This is a genomic window from Paraburkholderia sabiae (genome assembly GCF_030412785.1).
Lineage (GTDB): Bacteria > Pseudomonadota > Gammaproteobacteria > Burkholderiales > Burkholderiaceae > Paraburkholderia > Paraburkholderia sabiae.
Map to the genome: position 1 here is coordinate 3,114,665 of NZ_CP125295.1, position 15,925 is coordinate 3,130,589.

The window sequence follows — 15,925 nt, forward strand, 5'->3', positions numbered from 1 at the left end:
GCACTGTGGTCAACCCACGTTCAGCAAATGGCGTGTACTACTTGAGTGCCTGCTGCGTCGACGTTACGTTGTTGTACACGCCGAACTCGAACAGCGAGTAGCCGTAGTCCGTCGAACGCTTCGTGCCGTACAGGCGCACGTAGCGCGCCGTCGTGCTCGCGAACGACAGGTCTTCCACGCCGCCCTTGCCGTCCGTCTGGTTGTAGACGGTGTTCGACCAGTCGACGTTGTCGTGCGACGTCTGGATCTGATACGCGATACCGTGCGCGTTCTCCCAGTTCAGCACCACGCGGTTGAAGGTCTGCTCCGAACCGAGATCGATCGTGATCCACGACGGGTCGATGAACTTCGACGACCAGCGCGTGCCCGTGTTGCCGTCGACGGCTGCCGCAGGCGGCGTGTTGCCGTTCTCGTCGCCGCTCGACGTCGCCGGCCGGTTGAGCGCCAGATTCACGCTCGCCGACAGCGGCACGAAGGTCACGCTGATGCTGTGCTTCGCGGTGACGTTGGTGAACGTGTACGTCGATTGCACGCCTAGGTTCTGGCCGTCCACCGTCATCGAGCCCACGCCGTAACCGGCTGCCGGTTGCGCCGTGAAAGTCTGCGAGCCGCCCTGAATCACGCCGACTTCACCCGACGGGCTGATCGCGCCGTTCGCGCCCGCCGTCGCCGTGACCGTCAGCTTCGGCGTCGCCGCCGAGTTGTAGATCTCGAACTCGAACAGCGAATAGCCATACTGCGACGCCCGCTTGACGCCCTGCATACGGACATAGCGCGCTGTCGTGACGGGCAGCGAGATGTCCTCGACGCCGCCTGCGCCCGCGCGTTGCGGAACGATGTTGTTCCAGTCCTGGCCATTGCTCGACGACTGCAGCAGATAGGCCTTGCCGTAAGCGTTTTCCCAGTTCAGCACGATGCGGTCGAACTGCGTCGGCGTGCCGAGATCGATCGTGATCCAGGCGTCGTCGTTGAAATCCGACGACCAGCGCGAACCCGTGTTGCCGTCGACAGCATTGGCGGGCGCATAGCCTTCGTCCTGCACGCCGCTCGACGTCGCGACCTTGCCGCGCGCGAGATTGGCGCTCGGCAAGCCGCCGTTGCCTCCGTCACCACCGTCACCGCCATTGCCGCCGTTATTGCCGTTGTTACCGTCACCGCCGTCGCCACCGTTACCACCCGTAGCAGCCGTCACGGTCAGCGTAGCCTTCCCGCTGGTGACGCTGCCGCCGCCGTTGGTGACGATCACGCTATACGTCGCGCCGTTGTCGGCGGCGATCGTCGTGGGCGGCGTCGTGTACGTCGGGTTGGTCGTGATCGCGACCACTGCGTTGTTGCGCAGCCACTGGAACGAGAACGGACCCGTTCCCGTCACACCGACCGAGAACTGCGCGACCTGCCCTTCGCTCACCGTCACGCTCGCCGGATGCGCCGAGATCACGGGCACATCGGCGGCATTGCCGGATACGCACAGCGACCAGCCCGGCGTGTTGTCGATGATGCCGCCCGCGGACTCGCCCGACGAGAACACGAGATATGCCTGCGTCGGCACACCGGGCACGCCCGTCGTCGTCCACGTACCCCACGAGCCGGGGAATGCGCACGACGCGAAGTTCGCGCGCGCCACCGTCAACGCTTCGTTCTGTGTCGGCAGGCGCATGCCGATTGCCGCGCAATACTGTTTCGCAACCGACTGCGTGAACTGCGCGCCCTGATTCGGGAACGTCGTGTAGTACTGCTGCCACACGAGACCGCTCACGTTGTCCTTCACGGTCGGCACATACGGGCCCGACGGCAGACCGGCGATGGTCGAGTTCCACGTGCCGGGCTTCGCGCCCAGCAGCGTGAAGCGCTCCGCCTCGCTGCCGCATTGCGGTGCGTCGAATACCTGGAACTCGAACAGCGAATAGCCGTACTGCGTCGTGCGCTGCAGGCCGAGCATGCGCACATAGCGCGCCGACGTGCTCGGGAACACCGTCGTTTCCGTACCGCCGTGACCCGCGATCACCTGATCGTTGGGCAGCACGTTGGTCCACTGGCCGTTGTCGTTCGACACCTGGATCTTGTACGCCGACGCCGCCGCGTTTTCCCACATCAGCACGACCTTGTTGAAGGTCTGTATCGAACCGAGATCGACCGTGATCCACGACGGATCGATTTGCGGGGCCGACGACCAGCGCGACGCAACCGAACCGTCGATCGCGTTCTGCGCGGTCAGGCCGCCGTTCTGGTCGCTGCTCGAGGTGGCCTTCGCGCCGAGCGCGAGGTTGCTGTTGTCGGCGCCGCTCACCGTCAGCGTGACGTGATCGCTCGTGATGCTGCCTGCGCTGTTGCTGATCGTCACGGCATAGTCGCCGGCGTCGCTGCCCTGCGCCGACACGATCGCGATACTCGCCGCGTTCGTGCCGTACGGCTTGCCGTCCTTCGTCCACTGATACTTCAGCGGTGTCGAGCCGCTTGCGAGCACGTTGAACGTCACGCTCTGGCCGAACGGCACGCTCTGGCTGTGTGGCTGCGACACGATGACGGGCGGTGTCGCCACGCTCACCGTCAGCGTCGCGTCCTGCGACGTGACCGTGCCTGCGCTGTTGGTCACGACGGCTCTGTACACCGAGCCGCTGTCCGACGTCTGCGTCGCGGGCGTGTCGTACACGGGCTGGTTCGCGCCCGGAACGGACTCGCCGTTCTTCGTCCACTGATACGACAGCACGGGCGAGCCGGCTGCGACCACGGAGAATTCCGCGCTCTGCCCGCTCGTGATGCTGAGCGACAGCGGCTGCGTGACGATGGTCGGCGCAGCGGGCTGCACGACCGTCAGGCTCGCCGTACGCGACGTGACGCTGCTGTTGGCGTTGGTCACGGCGACGCTGTACGTCGCGCCGTTGTCGCCCGATGCGACGGCGGGCGTCATGTACGCGTAGCCGGTTGCGCCGGGAATGGCCGCGCCGTTCTTCATCCATTGATACGCGATGGGCGCCGCGCCCGCCGACAGCACCGAGAACTGCCCGCTCTGTCCTTGCGTGACGATCTGATCGGCGGGCTGCGTGACGATGCGCAACGCGCTCGGCGGTTGCGGACCGACCACGAGTCCATTGCCGTTGAAGACCTGCTGGTCGGCCGTCGGCACGACGTTGAACGACGTCGTGCCGCTGCCTAGACCGGGCGACGTCGCCGTCACCGTCACCGTGCCGGGCGCGAACTGCGTCTTGACGGCGATGCGCGTCATGCCGCCTTCGACCGACAGGTTCGGATCGCCAGGTGCGTGATACGACAGCGGCTGGTTCGGCGTCACGTCGTGATCGGAGCCACCGCGATACGTGCCGGGGCCGCTGACGGCGAACGTCAGCGTCTGCGATGCATCGGGCACGCGCACGTTGATCGCGTCGACGACGGTCGCCGTAATGATGGCGGCATCCGTGCCGTTTGCGGTGAGCGCGAACGACTCGCCGTTCGGCTTGACGAGTTCGGGCTCGACGGTCAGCAGAATGTGATCGGCGGGACCGGCCGTGACGAGCGAATCGCTGGCCGCGACCTGACGGTTGTTGTCGAGACACTCTGCCGTCAGCGTGCCGGGCGCCCACTTCACGTTGTCCCAGTGCACCTGGCCGGGCAGCAGCGTCGTGTTCTGCGTCATGTCGGCGCTCGGGTCAGACGACGTCGGATTCGGCGCCTGATCGCCGCCGACCAGTTCGCCGTTCAACCGCAGACGCACTGCCGGGCAGTTGCTGAACGCGTTGACGGTCACGGAGCCGGAACGGTTCCACGTATGCGCGAGCTTGACGACGGGCTTGATCTCGAACGGCGTCCACACCGCCTGATAGATGTAGTAGATCAGGCGCGGCAGGCGGTTCGCGTCCATCATCGATGCGCCGTTGCCGCGCACGGAATCCGGGTCGATGCCGTCTGTCTGCGTATTGGTTTCGCCCGGTGTATCGGCGAGATACCAGTGCGCGATACCGAACGACTTGCCGGCGACGCTCGCCACCCATTCCTTCAGATACTTCACGGCGAACGCGAGTTCGAAGTCGTACTTCCAGCGGCCGACGCCGTCGCCCCAGTATTCCGAGCCCCATGCGGGCGAGTTCGGGAAGTCCTTCTTGACGTTGATGTCGCAGCCGTTGCCGCTACAGCCGAGGATGTCGCCGTTGTTCGGGTTCGGCGTGCGGTCCGCCTGCGCGCGCGTGTTGATGGGGTCCCACATCTGCGAAACCGTCTTCAGCGATTGCGCGAATGCCGTATCCGTCGTGCCGTTATCGGCTTCCCATGCGAGCACGGACGGATGGTTGCGATCGTGCACGATCATGTCGCGATGCAGTTCCGTCTTCAGCGTGACGTTGTTCTGCGTCATGCACGCGACTTTCGGATCAGTCTGCGCATTGCAGATGATGCCGAAACCGCCTTCGCCCTCGCCGCTCGGCTGAACCATCATCACGCCATAGGCGTCGGCGGCATCGAGGAACTCGCGTCCCTGGCTCGAGTGGCCGGGACGATACAGACTGCCGCCCGCCTGCGCGAGCAGGCTCAGGTCCTTCCATTGCAGTTCCGCCGGCACGGCCGAGCCGAGCGCCGGATAGTCGTAGCGGCCCGATGCGCCCCACAGGTAATGCGGGTGTCCGTTGATGATCGGGAAGTTCTGGTCCCACGTGATCGTGCGGATGCCGAGCGGGCTTTCCGCCGTATCGACGACCACACCGTCGATGCTGACCGTGTGAATCACGTGATACAGATACGGCTTGCCGTAGATGCTGTTGTTCGGATACCAGAGGTTCGGATTCGCGACCGTCAGCACCTGATCGAACAGCGATGGATGCAGGTCCGGCGACAGGTTCGCGGTGACGGTGCGCGTGTCCTGCGCGTTCGCCACGACGTTGCCGCCCGCGTCGACGATCTGGGTCGTCAGCGTGACCTTCTTATCCGTCGAGTATTCGTTCAGCACGTTGGTCTGCACGCGGATCGTCGCCGACGACGTGCTCGCCGCCACCGTCGCGACATATGTGCCCCACGTGTTGAGCACGGCGTAGATGTTCTCGGGGATATGCACGCGGTCCGTGATGTGCATCCACACGGGGCGGAACAGGCCCGTATCGTCCTGACCGAAACGGAAGGCGCCCGCGAAGTTCGGCGACTCGAAGAACTTGTCGCCGCGCGCGACCTTCACGGCCAGCACGTTGTCCGTGCCGTCGAACTTCACGTAGTTCGTGATATCGACGATGAACGGAATGAAGCCGAGCACGTGCGTCGCATCCCGGTTGATCTGGCTATTGCCGCGAAGGAGCGTCCCGTTGATATAGACCTGCGCGCCCGTGTGCGCGCCTTCGAACTCGATATAGATCTTGCGGTTCGCGTAGGACGGATCGAGCGAGAAGTGCTTGCGATACCAGTTGATATTGCCCGACAGGTAGCCCTGATCGCCACCCGACTTCCAGTTGAGGAAGGTGTCGTTGTCGGACGGTGTCTGCGGCACGCCGACCGAGCTCCATGCCGAGTCGTTGAAACCCGGCTGCATCGAATTGGCGTCGTCGGCGTCCTTGATGTACTTCCAGGGCGTCGCGCCGAGATTGATCCTGATGTGATTGGATGGCGGAAGCGCTTCGCTCGCGACGGCGTGTGTCGCAGAGCAAAGCAACATCATCCAAAGTAGTACTAAACAGCGTGCTAACTGCCCCGTAAACAACCGAACGCGATCGCGCATTATGGTTTCCCTTGTCGTACTTCCCGGTCTTTTTCGAATGGAGTGTGGCTGTGCGTTCGCGCGATGCGTTGCAACGTTATCGATGCACGAGCACACGCGCTCCCCGGTGCTTTAGCGCACGCTGTGCGCGCAATGCACCGGCGAGTACGAATTCGCCATTTCCCGATTGCCGAACATCCCAAATAACAAGCAAACGTTTGCTCTTCGATTTGAATACGCTTGCTTAAAGACGTCGTGATCCCACTATTTAATTTTTCATGGCCCCGATGGTCGCGGTATGAATGATTTTCCCGGCACGCGTAGCGCAATTGCCGTGGAAAAGCTTTTGTGATTCTTTTAGTACGTCGTGCCGGGCCCCGATCCGCACAACGCACGGGACGCATGATGTCCCGCCCCGTTGCAGGCATCGATGCACAGATCGAACCCCAGTAGGCGCTGCATTCTTCTTTACTTTTATGACGGTGATGTTACGAACGATTTCAAATGAGCAACGATCGCTTTACGCTCTCTTTTAATGGAATGTTGTCCATTCAATTGCCATTTAGCACAAGCTTTCAATTCGCCGAGATGCTCATTCGGCCGCGAATTAGACATGCAACTCAATTTGAAAACAAGCGCACAACCAGCAACTCGATGTTGCGTGGCTGGAAACATTGCGGACGTGACCGTTCCCGTCTTCGAGTACTTTCCGCAACTCGAACGGGAACGGCGAAATTGACTGACTAGTCAGCAATCAAAGATGCAGCGACTGACAGATGTGAATTGCTCAGGTCGGCAATGTTCCGCCCGTCTGTTCGCGGACGATGTACTCGGCGTACCAGTCGGGCCAGTTGTCGTCATGCTTCCCCGTGCGCTTCTCGTGCTCGCCATGTGCGGCGGCTGCGCGGCGAAGCGCGCTCGCGAGTTCGATGGGCGACACGAAGGTCGTGGCATCGGCATCCACTCTTCCGGGCAGCCGCGACGTCACTTCCTGGAAGACCCAGCCGTTGCCGTCGGGATCGTTGAATGAAGCGAAGGAACCGTAACTCTTGCGCTCGGGATGCGCGCCGCTCAAGCGCCCTTCTTCACCCGCGTGATGGAATACGCCGCCGACGTCGTGAAAAATTTCGCTCACCTCCACGCCGCGACTGACGAGTTGCGCGCGCGCCGCCTCGACGTCGGACACGATGAGGTGAAGTCCCTGCACCGAGCCCGGCGCTTCTGTCGTGACGCCTTTGCCGAACAGAATCGAACATTGCGAACCTGCTGGCGTGAAGTGCACGACGCGAAAATCGTCGCCTCTCACAATATCGACGTCGAGCCGCCAGCCGAGTCCCGCATAAAACTGCATCGCGCGATCGACATCCGACACGGGAATGACGACTACTTCGAGCTTCATATCGACTGTTTCAGCGCTCATGTCTAGCTCCTTGCGATTTGTGGAATCCGAAGATGGCGAATGCAAACAGACAACTGGCGGGAACGAACAACAGAGACTGAGCGCCAGTTTCCATCAAGGAGACTTGCCACGCATGCAAGGGGACGAAGAAATGAAGCCCTCGGCTTTACTCGGCCGAAGCTGCTGCCGCGACCTGAATGTCGACGAACGGCGTGGCCGTGACAGCCGTGGCGACATGATCCGATGCGGGCAGAAGGCCTGCGAACGCGGCGACGCCCGTCGCGCACAGTACCGCGATGGAAAGCACCGCGGCGGCGATGAGCGATCTGAAAAGGTTGGACGACGCGAGCATGGCATTCTCCGGTATCGGCGTTGCGGCTATCTGCGAGAACTTCCGCAATATCCACGCCAATCGGGATCGCTTCCGCTATGTTGCCTTGCGCACACTGGCTTTGCGCGTTGTCGTGTGCCGCAAATGGCGCGGCGCGATGTTGGTTGCGTCCCAACACCGCGCCGCGCGTGTCATGCTCTGCGCCAACACCACCGAGCGAAGCTAGTGGCCGCCTGCGTCGATCTCGCTCAGCTGCATGCCCTTCGTTTCGCGCACCGATCTGAGAATCACGATGGCCGCCAGCGCCGCGCCGATCGTGAACACGGCGATCCCCAGCGCAATCGTCATATCAGCGGCCTTGACCGTCGACAGCACGATATACGGCGCAATGCCACCGCCCACGACGCCGATGTTGTAGAGAAAGCCGACACCCGACGCACGCACGTCGCGGGGCAGATTCTCGGTCAATATCGTGCCCCAGATGCCCGACGATCCGACGAGGAAGAAGCCGCTTAAAAACGCAAAACACTCCGCGAGCAAGAACTGGTTGACGCTATACACGAGCGCGACGACGCACACCGCGCCGATGCACAGCATGAGGCTGATGCCTGCGCGCCGCCCGAGCCGTTCCGCGATAAAGCCCGATGCGAAGAAGCCGAAGACCTGTCCAACGGCGGAAGTCATCGTGAGCCACGTGATGGTCAGCGGTTCGAACGACAGCGACTTCAGATACGTCGGAAACAGTCCCTGAAACGGCCACGAACCGAAGCACAGCACCAGCATCAGCAGCGCGAGGTAGCCGACGCGTCCGGGATAGCGGCGGAACAGCACGACAGCAGGGTTGTCGCGCAGCGGCGTGCGAATGCTGCGGGTGCCGTCCCTGAACGCCTGCGATTCCGGCACGCATGTGAGGATAAAGACGGCCAGCAGCAACGCCGGAATGACACCGACGAAGAACATTCCGCGCCAGCCGAAGTGCGGATAGACGAGATCGTAGGCAATCGCCGCGCCGATCGCGCCGAGACCCCAGCCCGTATCGAGAATGCCGATGCCGATCGCGCGATGCCGCTCCGGCCACGATTCGGCGACCATCGTCGCGCCGAGCGAAAAGCCGGGCGCCATGCCGAAGCCGAGCAGCAGACGGAACACGGCAAGCGACGCAAAGCTCCATGACAACCCCGTCAGCACTGCGCCCGCCGTGAACCACGCAAGCGTGATCACGAGCGGAATCTTGCGGCCGATGCGATCGCTCAGACTGCCGAACATCAGCCCGCCGATCCAGCGCACGCCATACGTCGCGAACAGCAGCAACGACGCCGTGCTGAGCGGCACACTGAAATGCTTCGCGATGTCGTTGAGTACGAACGTGATCGCCAGAAAGTCGACGGCGTCCATCACCCACACGCCCCATGCAGCGATTAGCACGCGCCACTGCGGCCATGAGATTTCCCTGTACCAGGGCATCGTTCTCGACACATTCGCGCTTGCATCGGCGGCTTTCATCACGCTTCCTCCTGACCGGTTGTCCATTCCGGGTCTCCTATGTCTCTTCCGTCTCTTCGATCAGATGCCGCGCCGGATAGTCACATGCCGCACGTATCCGGCGAGCCCACGCGCTTCACGCGAGCGCTGAATCTTCGAAAGCAATCACGGTCTGCTTTTGCGTGCCCAGACCTTGCACGCCGAGTTCCATCACGTCGCCCGGTTTCAGATAGCGCTCCGGTTTCATGCCGAGGCCGACGCCGGGCGGCGTGCCCGTCGTGATCACATCGCCGGGTTGCAGCAACACATGACGGCTGACGTACGACACAATCGTCGCAATGCGGAAGATCATGTCCGACGTCGACGAGTCCTGGATGCGCTTGCCGTTGAGTTCGAGCCACAGGCCGAGATTCTGCACATCGCCGGTTTCGTCAGGCGTCACGAGCCACGGGCCGAGCGGGCCGAAGGTCGGGAACATCTTGCCCTTCACCCACTGGCCGCCGTGTTCGAGTTGCATCTCGCGTTCGGATACGTCGTTGCAGACGCAATAGCCCGCGACGTAGTCGAGCGCATTTTCTTCGGACACGTACAGCGCACGTCGCCCGATCACCAGCGCGATTTCCACTTCCCAATCGCACTTCGTCGATGCGCGCGGCAGGATCACAGGATCGTTCGGACCCGAGATGCACGACGGCGCCTTGTTGAAAATGATCGGCTCGGCGGGAATGGGCGCGTTGGTCTCGATTGCGTGTTGCACGTAGTTGAGGCCGATCGCGATGAAATTTCCCGGCTGCGCGATACACGAACCGATGCGCGGATTGCCTTCGACTACTGGCAGACGAGTAACGTCCGCGTTGCGCAACCTGTCGAGCCCGCCATCTGCGAAGAACGCGGGCGTGTAGTCGCCACATAGCGAGGACGCGTCGCGCATCACGCCTTGTGCGTCGAGCAGGCCGGGTTTCTCGTGGCCTTCCGGTCCGAATCTGAGTAGCTTCATCGTGTTTCCTGATGTCGATGGTTGGGAGTGGCGAGACGGCTGATTTCGAGCGTATAAACGCCCGCGCCTGCCGCCGCTTCTTCGCGTTGTGCGGTGTCGATGCTGGCCAGCAAGCGGGCCAACTGCTGTTGCGCCGCTTCGAGCGTCGATGTTTCGACGAGCAGCACGCGCGGCGGCACGACGTAAGCGCGCTCGCGTGCTTCGCGTGTGTCGAGATGGCTCGCTGCGTCGTCGGCGGTGAACAGATGCGCGGCGAGCACGCTGGTATCCGCAGTGATTGCAGGCGTGTCGCCTTCGAACAGATGCTTCGCGTCGAATGCGGCGGGCAGCGGCAACGTCAGCGCATGGCCGCCTGTGCTCGCGCCCGTCGTCTTTTCGACGACGCAGATCGAGCGCGCCGTGTTGCGGAATGCGCGCACGGTGCTTTGCGTGAGCGGCGTCGGATTGTTCAGGCGTTCGAGGTAGGCGGGACTCGTCAGCACCGCGACGTCCTCCGCTTCGTAGAGCGTCAGCCATTCCGTCACGCCGCTGCCGCGATAGCGACGTCCGCGCAGAAACCCTGGCAGCGCGAGACGCTCGGGAATGTGCTCCTTGTCGTGCCAGCGATAGAACGCGTCGCGCTCCGTGTCGACCACGTCGTTCCAGATCAGCACGGCAGCGTTGCCAAGCAGGGACATCATCGGGCTCCTTTGAAAAACGCGGAGATTGCGTCGACCTGGCCGCCGTGCATCTCCTGTCCGGTGACGACGTGCGCGCCGGCTTCGCGCGCGAGTCGCACGAGTGCAGTCGGTGTTTCTGGCGGTCTCAACACGACATCGCCGACGAGCGAGTTTGCGTCGATTGCACCGGGATCGCCGGGCAAGCCGTCGCCGTCTTTCATGCCGACGATGGACGCGTTGATCACGATTTCATGTGTCGCGCCATCATTCCCGACCTTCACGTTGCAGCGGCTGAAATGCGCGGCCAACGCATCGCGCAGTGTCTGTGCGCGCTTTGCATCGGGATCGACAAGTGCGATAGAACGCGCGCCATGCGCCGCGAGTTCCGCAGCGATCGCCGCGCCCGCACCGCCGCAGCCGAACAGCAGCGCGCGCTTGCCGTCGATAGCCGCGATCTTCTGCGCCGCGCTCACGAAGCCGACGCCGTCGAACATATCGCCCGTCCAGCTGCCGTCTGCTTCGCGACGCAACGCATTGATCGCGCCGACGATCTTCGCGCGCGTCGACAGTTCATCGGCGAACGCCATGGCCGCGGATTTGTGTGGCGACGTGATCAGCAAGCCGTCGAGATTGCCGAGCGCCATCAGACCGCGCATCGCTGTATCGAATGAATCGCGGCTCGCTTGCGCCGCGAACAGCACGGCATTCACGCCGCGCTCCGCGAAATGCGCGGTGTACACGGCGGGCGAGCGCACCTGCAAGATGGGATCGCCGATGATCGCGTACAGCCGCGTTGCGCCGTCGATGTTCATCGCTGCTTCTCCGTCTTCGTGTCCGCGAGCCATTGCGCGATGCGCGCCGAACGGAAGCGCCTTTCGCGCGCGACGACTTCATCGTGGATGCCGAGCCGTGCCGGATTGAAGAGACGCGCATCCATCGTCTTCAGATCGGGCGACACGTGCGGACGGAATTCCATCTGCGCAAAGACATCGCGTTCGAGATCGATGCCAGGCGCAACCTCGATCAGTTCGAGCCCTTGCGTACCGATGCGAAACACCGCGCGCTCCGTGACATACAGTGCCGTCTGTCCGCGCTCACGTGCAAACGTCGCGTTGTAGCAAACCTGCTCGAGCTTGCTCACGAACTTCTTGTGACGGCCTTCCTCGCGAATAATCGTCTTGCCCGCTTCCCAGCCGATGTCCAGACCGCCCGCCGTCAGCGTGCCGCTGAAGATCACGCACTTCGCGTTCTGGCTGATGTTGATGAAGCCGCCGACGCCGATGATCTTGTCGCCGAAACGGCTGATGTTCACGTTGCCCTGCGCGTCGACTTCCGCGAAAGAGAGGAACGCGAGATCGAGTCCGCCGCCGTCGTAGAAGTCGAATTGCGAAGGCTGTTCGATCATCGCAGCGAAGTTTTGCGCACCGCCCGAATCGCGGCCCGTGATCGGCGCACCGCCGATCAGACCTTGTTCGTTAGTCAGCACGACCTTGTCGAGCAGGCCCTCTTCGGCAGCGACCGTCGACAACCCCGTCGACACGCCCGCGCCGAGATTGCAGACGGCACCCGGATAGAGTTCGAGCGCCGCGCGCCGCACGATCACTTTGCGCGGTCCGAACGGCAGCGGCTTGATCTCCGACAGCGGCACGCGCAACTCGCCTGCGTAGCTCGGATCGTAGTCGGTCGCGTAGGTCTGCCGCTGCTCGGGCACGACGACGACGAAGTCCACGAGGATGCCGGGAATCTTCACCTGCTTCGGCGGCAACGTATTGCGCGTCGCCATCCGCTTGACCTGCACGACCACGATGCCGCCTGCGCGTCGCGTCGCCTGCGCCATCGCGAGCATCTCGCCGAGCACCGCTTCCTGCTCCATCGTGATGTTGCCGTCTTCGTCGGCCGTCGTGCCGCGCAGGAACGCGACGTCGATCGGAACGGGCTTGAAGCGCAGCCACTCTTCGCCGTCGAGTTCGATCAGTTCGACGAAATCGGCGGGCGTGCGCGGGCTTTGACGCGCACCCTGCTGACGCGGATCGACGAACGTATGCAGGCCCGTTTTCGTAATCAGGCCGGGACGGCCGCCCGCCATGTCGCGCATCAGTTGCGACAGCACGCCTTGCGGAAACGTGTACGCCTCGATCTTGTCTTCGGCAGCGAGCGTCACGAGGCCGGGCGAATCGACCAGTGCGCTCGTGATCGCGCGACGCAGCAGCCCTTCGTGTGCGAGGTGGCTTGCGCCGAGCGCCGCGCGGTCGCCGACACCGACCACGCTGATCGACGTGAGATTGCGCGGCTCGCCCGCGCTCATGAAGCGTGCCTCCAGCGCAGCAAGCAAGGCCTCAGGCACGGAATGCCCTCCGCCCGAGCCGCTGATCAGAACGGCGTCTTCGTCGCGAACCAGCGAAGCCGCTTCAGTCGTTGAAATGATGTGCATGTCACGTGTCCCGCTACGTTGAAATGAACCGGCTATTGGCGTCCGGTCAATTCAATGTAACCGGTTACACTGACGATGCAAAGCGGTTTCTTTAATCTCCAGGGAAAACCACTAAACGTGCTGCAAAACACCTATTTATCGAGTACATTGATTGACACCGGACGCATATGCAACCGGTTTCACATTGAATCAGGAGCATTGAGCATGGCCATCAAGGGCGTGGAGATCGGGCAGGAATTCAGGTTCGCCAAGACGGTTGGCGAAGCGGACGTCACGCTGTTCGCCGGATTGACGGGCGACTTCAGCGATACCCACATCAACGAGCAGTACATGCAGGAGAAGTCGTCGATCGGCACGCGCATCGCGCACGGCGCGCTGCTGGTCGGCTACATGTCGACGGCGTCGACCATCAGCATCGCGCACGTGATCCATCGCACGGATATCGACGAGTTTCCCGTGTCGGCCGGATACGACCGCATTCGCTTCATTCGCCCCGTGCTGCTTGGCGATACCGTCACGGTGATCTACAAGGTCGCCGAAATCGACGAGGAGAAGCGCCGCAGTACGGCCGACATGGAGGTCGTGAACCAGCGCGGCGAAGTCGTGGCGGCGGGCCGTCACATCATGAAGTGGGCGAAGAAGCTTTCGTCGAAGTAACGGCGTCGCGCACGGTCTTCACATGCGTTTGCCCAAAGAACCGGCCGGTATAATCGGAGCGGAAAACACTACGGCAATCGATATGGCAAAGGCCGCGCGCCCCACCCGAAATGAACAGCCGGCCCCGCAATCCGTTGCGGCCCGGCCCGGCGCCGCGACGCTTCGCGACGTGGCGGAGCTTGCCTGCGTGTCGAAAGCGACGGTCTCGCGTTTCATCAACTCGCCGGAAATCGTGTCGCCGAGCGTGCGCGAACGCATTCAGGTCGCCATCGATCATCTCGGCTGGGTGCCGCATGCCGCCGCCCGCGCGCTCGCCACGCAGCGCACGGGCACGATCGGCGCGGTCGTGCCCACGCTCGCCAACGAGCACTTCGCGACGGCCATTCAGGTCTTGCAGGACGAACTCGAAGAAAAGGGTTATACGCTGCTGCTCGGCTGCTCCGAATACGATTTGCAGCGCGAATACCGGCAGGTTCGCAAGATGCTCGAACGCGGCGTCGATGCGATTGCCGTGGTCGGCGAAGGACATCATCCCGATCTCTATCCGCTACTAGAACAACGCGACGTGCCGTGCGTCAGCACCTTCACGTTCGCGCCGAAACATCAATCGGTCTGCGTGGGCGTCGACAACTATCGCGCGTTTTACGACGCGACGAAGTATCTGCTCGACCTCGGTCATCGGCGTATCGCGATGATCGCGCAAAACGCCGATACCAACGACCGTGCCGCCGCGCGTCGCGAAGGCGTGCGGGTCGCGCTCGCGGAACACGGCATCGCGATTCATCCCGCGCATATGGCGGAAGGCTATTGGGGCGTGCACGAAGGCCGCAAGCTCTTCGGCCAGATCATGGCCGCACCGATCGAGCCGCCGACGGCCATCGTGTGCGGCAACGGATCGTTCGCGACGGGCGCGATGCTCGAAGCGATGGCAGCGGGCTATGACGTGCCCGGCCATCTGAGCCTGATCGGTTTCGACGATTTCGAAGTGATGGCCGAACTGCCGATTCCCATCACGACCGTGCGCGTACCGAGCGCGGAGATCGGCAGACGCACGGCGGATCTGCTGATTGCGCAGCTCAATGGCGAGACAGATCCGCAGAGTATCGAGTGCGAAGCGACGCTGATCGTGCGAGAGTCTTGCGCGCGGCCTCGTTCCGGCTGACTATGCTCGCGCCTACGGTTGCGTAGGCGTGATACCCGGCAATGCGGCGAGCGCCCGCGTCCAGATCTGGCGCGTACGCGTCCACACCAGTTCGTGCCAGTCTTCGTCGGCGGGCATGAAAGACTCGAACAGCGCGCGGCTGATCGCGCGGCCTCGCGCATCGTGCGGATCGCCGTACAGATGCAGCCAGTGATCGTCGCGCAGCGCAGTGTGCATCGGCGCTTCCGGATACGTGCCACATTCGATCACGAGTTGCAGCAGATGCGTGTCGGGCAGCGCATTCAACATGGCCTGCGACGTGTAGCCCGTTGCTTGCGCGACCACACCGGTTTCGCTCACGGCGGCATCGGCACCCGTGAGCAGCGTATAGAGCCACGACCCATACAGGCGCTGCGCATCGGCGAGGCCGGGATAGGCCGATTGCGTAATCGACATCAGCATCGGATGGCCGAATGCGCCCGCGCCCGTATGCAGGTCGAACGCAATCGCTACCTGCGCCGGCTTCAGAAAACGCGCGGCGATCTCGCGCAGCGTGCGGTTCGACCAGGTGGCCTGCTGGCCGCCAAAGAAGAGGCCATCGGCGTGAACGTACTGCCCCGCGCCAACGATCGACTGCACGCCCGACCAGCCCAGCGCTTCGATCTGCTTCGCCAGCAGCGCATCGGCGTGCTGCCGTTGCGGTCCGTCGATATCGCGGCACGTATAGATTTCATGCAGCTCTTCGTAGCGCGCATTGACGGGCAGTGCTGCGCCGAAATCGACGTAGTTGCGATTCAGGTCGACGTTGTCTTCGTTCACGCGACGCACCCACGCGGTGCCCCACGGGTTGATCAGATGCACCATCAGCACGGCGACGTCGTCGGGAAGCTTTTGCGTCGCGAGTTCGTGCAGCCATTGCGTCTGGCACGTCGAGCCGTAATAGCCCTCGACGCCATGCGTGCCCGACAGCGTCATCAGCACGCGGCGCGCGTCGGGGTTGCCGAGCCACGCGACGTCCGTCGCGAGTGTCTCGCCTTTCGGCCCTTTCAGCGGATGCGCGTAAGTCGTGAGGGTTGCGCCTGCCGCTTGCGCCGCTTGCAGGAAATGATTGCGTAGCGTGTCGAAACCGGGTTCGACGGGAAAGCCGATCTTCATGAAGT

General features: G+C 62.9%; 12 protein-coding genes. 3 read left to right on the top strand and 9 right to left on the bottom strand.

Features of this window, described 5'->3' with window-relative positions; all coding sequences use genetic code 11:
- Window positions 1–37: 37 nt before the first annotated feature.
- From QEN71_RS13965 to QEN71_RS13975, 3 genes are all read right to left on the bottom strand, one after another.
- The gene (locus QEN71_RS13965; RefSeq protein WP_233471877.1) at window positions 38–5,629 is read right to left on the bottom strand and encodes a discoidin domain-containing protein; all 5,592 of its coding nucleotides are present in this window, start codon (window positions 5,627–5,629) and stop codon (window positions 38–40) included.
- A gap of 826 nt (window positions 5,630–6,455) precedes the next feature.
- Window positions 6,456–7,088 carry a VOC family protein gene (locus tag QEN71_RS13970; protein WP_201651671.1) on the bottom strand — a complete coding sequence of 211 codons (633 nt, stop codon included), beginning with the start codon at window positions 7,086–7,088 and terminating at the stop codon, window positions 6,456–6,458.
- 145 nt (window positions 7,089–7,233) lie between these two features.
- The gene (locus QEN71_RS13975; protein ID WP_201651673.1) at window positions 7,234–7,419 is read right to left on the bottom strand and encodes a hypothetical protein; all 186 of its coding nucleotides are present in this window, start codon (window positions 7,417–7,419) and stop codon (window positions 7,234–7,236) included.
- Between QEN71_RS13975 and QEN71_RS13980 the strand changes: the two genes are divergently transcribed.
- Window positions 7,418–7,624, top strand: coding sequence for a hypothetical protein (locus QEN71_RS13980; RefSeq protein ID WP_201651675.1), 207 nt, complete (start codon window positions 7,418–7,420; stop codon window positions 7,622–7,624). The two genes, QEN71_RS13975 and QEN71_RS13980, sit on opposite strands and share 2 nt — an antisense overlap.
- Here QEN71_RS13980 and QEN71_RS13985 read toward each other — a convergent pair.
- From QEN71_RS13985 to QEN71_RS14005, 5 genes are all read right to left on the bottom strand, one after another.
- Complete coding sequence (locus QEN71_RS13985; protein ID WP_201651676.1) at window positions 7,621–8,901, bottom strand: MFS transporter; 1,281 nt, start codon at window positions 8,899–8,901, stop codon at window positions 7,621–7,623. The two genes, QEN71_RS13980 and QEN71_RS13985, sit on opposite strands and share 4 nt — an antisense overlap.
- 115 nt (window positions 8,902–9,016) lie before the next feature.
- Complete coding sequence (locus tag QEN71_RS13990) at window positions 9,017–9,877, bottom strand: fumarylacetoacetate hydrolase family protein (protein WP_201651678.1); 861 nt, start codon at window positions 9,875–9,877, stop codon at window positions 9,017–9,019.
- The gene (locus QEN71_RS13995) at window positions 9,874–10,557 is read right to left on the bottom strand and encodes a hypothetical protein (protein WP_233471878.1); all 684 of its coding nucleotides are present in this window, start codon (window positions 10,555–10,557) and stop codon (window positions 9,874–9,876) included. The genes QEN71_RS13990 and QEN71_RS13995 overlap by 4 nt, the downstream gene beginning before the upstream one ends.
- Window positions 10,554–11,348, bottom strand: a complete 795-nt coding sequence (locus QEN71_RS14000; RefSeq protein WP_201651680.1) for a shikimate dehydrogenase family protein — start codon at window positions 11,346–11,348, stop codon at window positions 10,554–10,556. Before QEN71_RS14000 ends, QEN71_RS13995 begins: the two co-directional genes overlap by 4 nt.
- Window positions 11,345–12,967: an acyl CoA:acetate/3-ketoacid CoA transferase gene (locus QEN71_RS14005; protein WP_201651682.1), complete on the bottom strand. Its 1,623-nt coding sequence runs from the start codon at window positions 12,965–12,967 to the stop codon at window positions 11,345–11,347. The genes QEN71_RS14000 and QEN71_RS14005 overlap by 4 nt, the downstream gene beginning before the upstream one ends.
- A 204-nt stretch (window positions 12,968–13,171) precedes the next feature.
- Here QEN71_RS14005 and QEN71_RS14010 point away from each other — a divergent pair, with 204 nt between their 5' ends.
- Both QEN71_RS14010 and QEN71_RS14015 read left to right on the top strand, forming a co-directional pair.
- Complete coding sequence (locus QEN71_RS14010) at window positions 13,172–13,624, top strand: MaoC family dehydratase (RefSeq protein ID WP_028366068.1); 453 nt, start codon at window positions 13,172–13,174, stop codon at window positions 13,622–13,624.
- A gap of 187 nt (window positions 13,625–13,811) precedes the next feature.
- Window positions 13,812–14,786: a LacI family DNA-binding transcriptional regulator gene (locus QEN71_RS14015; RefSeq protein WP_233471880.1), complete on the top strand. Its 975-nt coding sequence runs from the start codon at window positions 13,812–13,814 to the stop codon at window positions 14,784–14,786.
- A gap of 12 nt (window positions 14,787–14,798) precedes the next feature.
- Here the strand turns inward: QEN71_RS14015 and QEN71_RS14020 are convergent, their stop codons facing one another.
- Complete coding sequence (locus QEN71_RS14020; RefSeq protein ID WP_201651686.1) at window positions 14,799–15,920, bottom strand: DUF2817 domain-containing protein; 1,122 nt, start codon at window positions 15,918–15,920, stop codon at window positions 14,799–14,801.
- Window positions 15,921–15,925 lie beyond the last annotated feature (5 nt).

Excerpts from the sequence above, each read along its gene's own strand:
- QEN71_RS13975 (WP_201651673.1), bottom strand. The coding sequence starts at position 7,419 with ATGCTCGCGTCGTCCAACCTTTTCAGATCGCTCATCGCCGCCGCGGTG.
- QEN71_RS13980 (WP_201651675.1), top strand. The coding sequence starts at position 7,418 with ATGGCATTCTCCGGTATCGGCGTTGCGGCTATCTGCGAGAACTTCCGC.
- QEN71_RS13995 (WP_233471878.1), bottom strand. The coding sequence starts at position 10,557 with ATGATGTCCCTGCTTGGCAACGCTGCCGTGCTGATCTGGAACGACGTG.
- QEN71_RS13990 (WP_201651678.1), bottom strand. The coding sequence starts at position 9,877 with ATGAAGCTACTCAGATTCGGACCGGAAGGCCACGAGAAACCCGGCCTG.
- QEN71_RS14005 (WP_201651682.1), bottom strand. The coding sequence starts at position 12,967 with ATGCACATCATTTCAACGACTGAAGCGGCTTCGCTGGTTCGCGACGAA.
- QEN71_RS13970 (WP_201651671.1), bottom strand. The coding sequence starts at position 7,088 with ATGAGCGCTGAAACAGTCGATATGAAGCTCGAAGTAGTCGTCATTCCC.
- QEN71_RS13965 (WP_233471877.1), bottom strand. The coding sequence starts at position 5,629 with ATGATGTTGCTTTGCTCTGCGACACACGCCGTCGCGAGCGAAGCGCTT.
- QEN71_RS14020 (WP_201651686.1), bottom strand. The coding sequence starts at position 15,920 with ATGAAGATCGGCTTTCCCGTCGAACCCGGTTTCGACACGCTACGCAAT.
- QEN71_RS14010 (WP_028366068.1), top strand. The coding sequence starts at position 13,172 with ATGGCCATCAAGGGCGTGGAGATCGGGCAGGAATTCAGGTTCGCCAAG.
- QEN71_RS14000 (WP_201651680.1), bottom strand. The coding sequence starts at position 11,348 with ATGAACATCGACGGCGCAACGCGGCTGTACGCGATCATCGGCGATCCC.
- QEN71_RS13985 (WP_201651676.1), bottom strand. The coding sequence starts at position 8,901 with ATGAAAGCCGCCGATGCAAGCGCGAATGTGTCGAGAACGATGCCCTGG.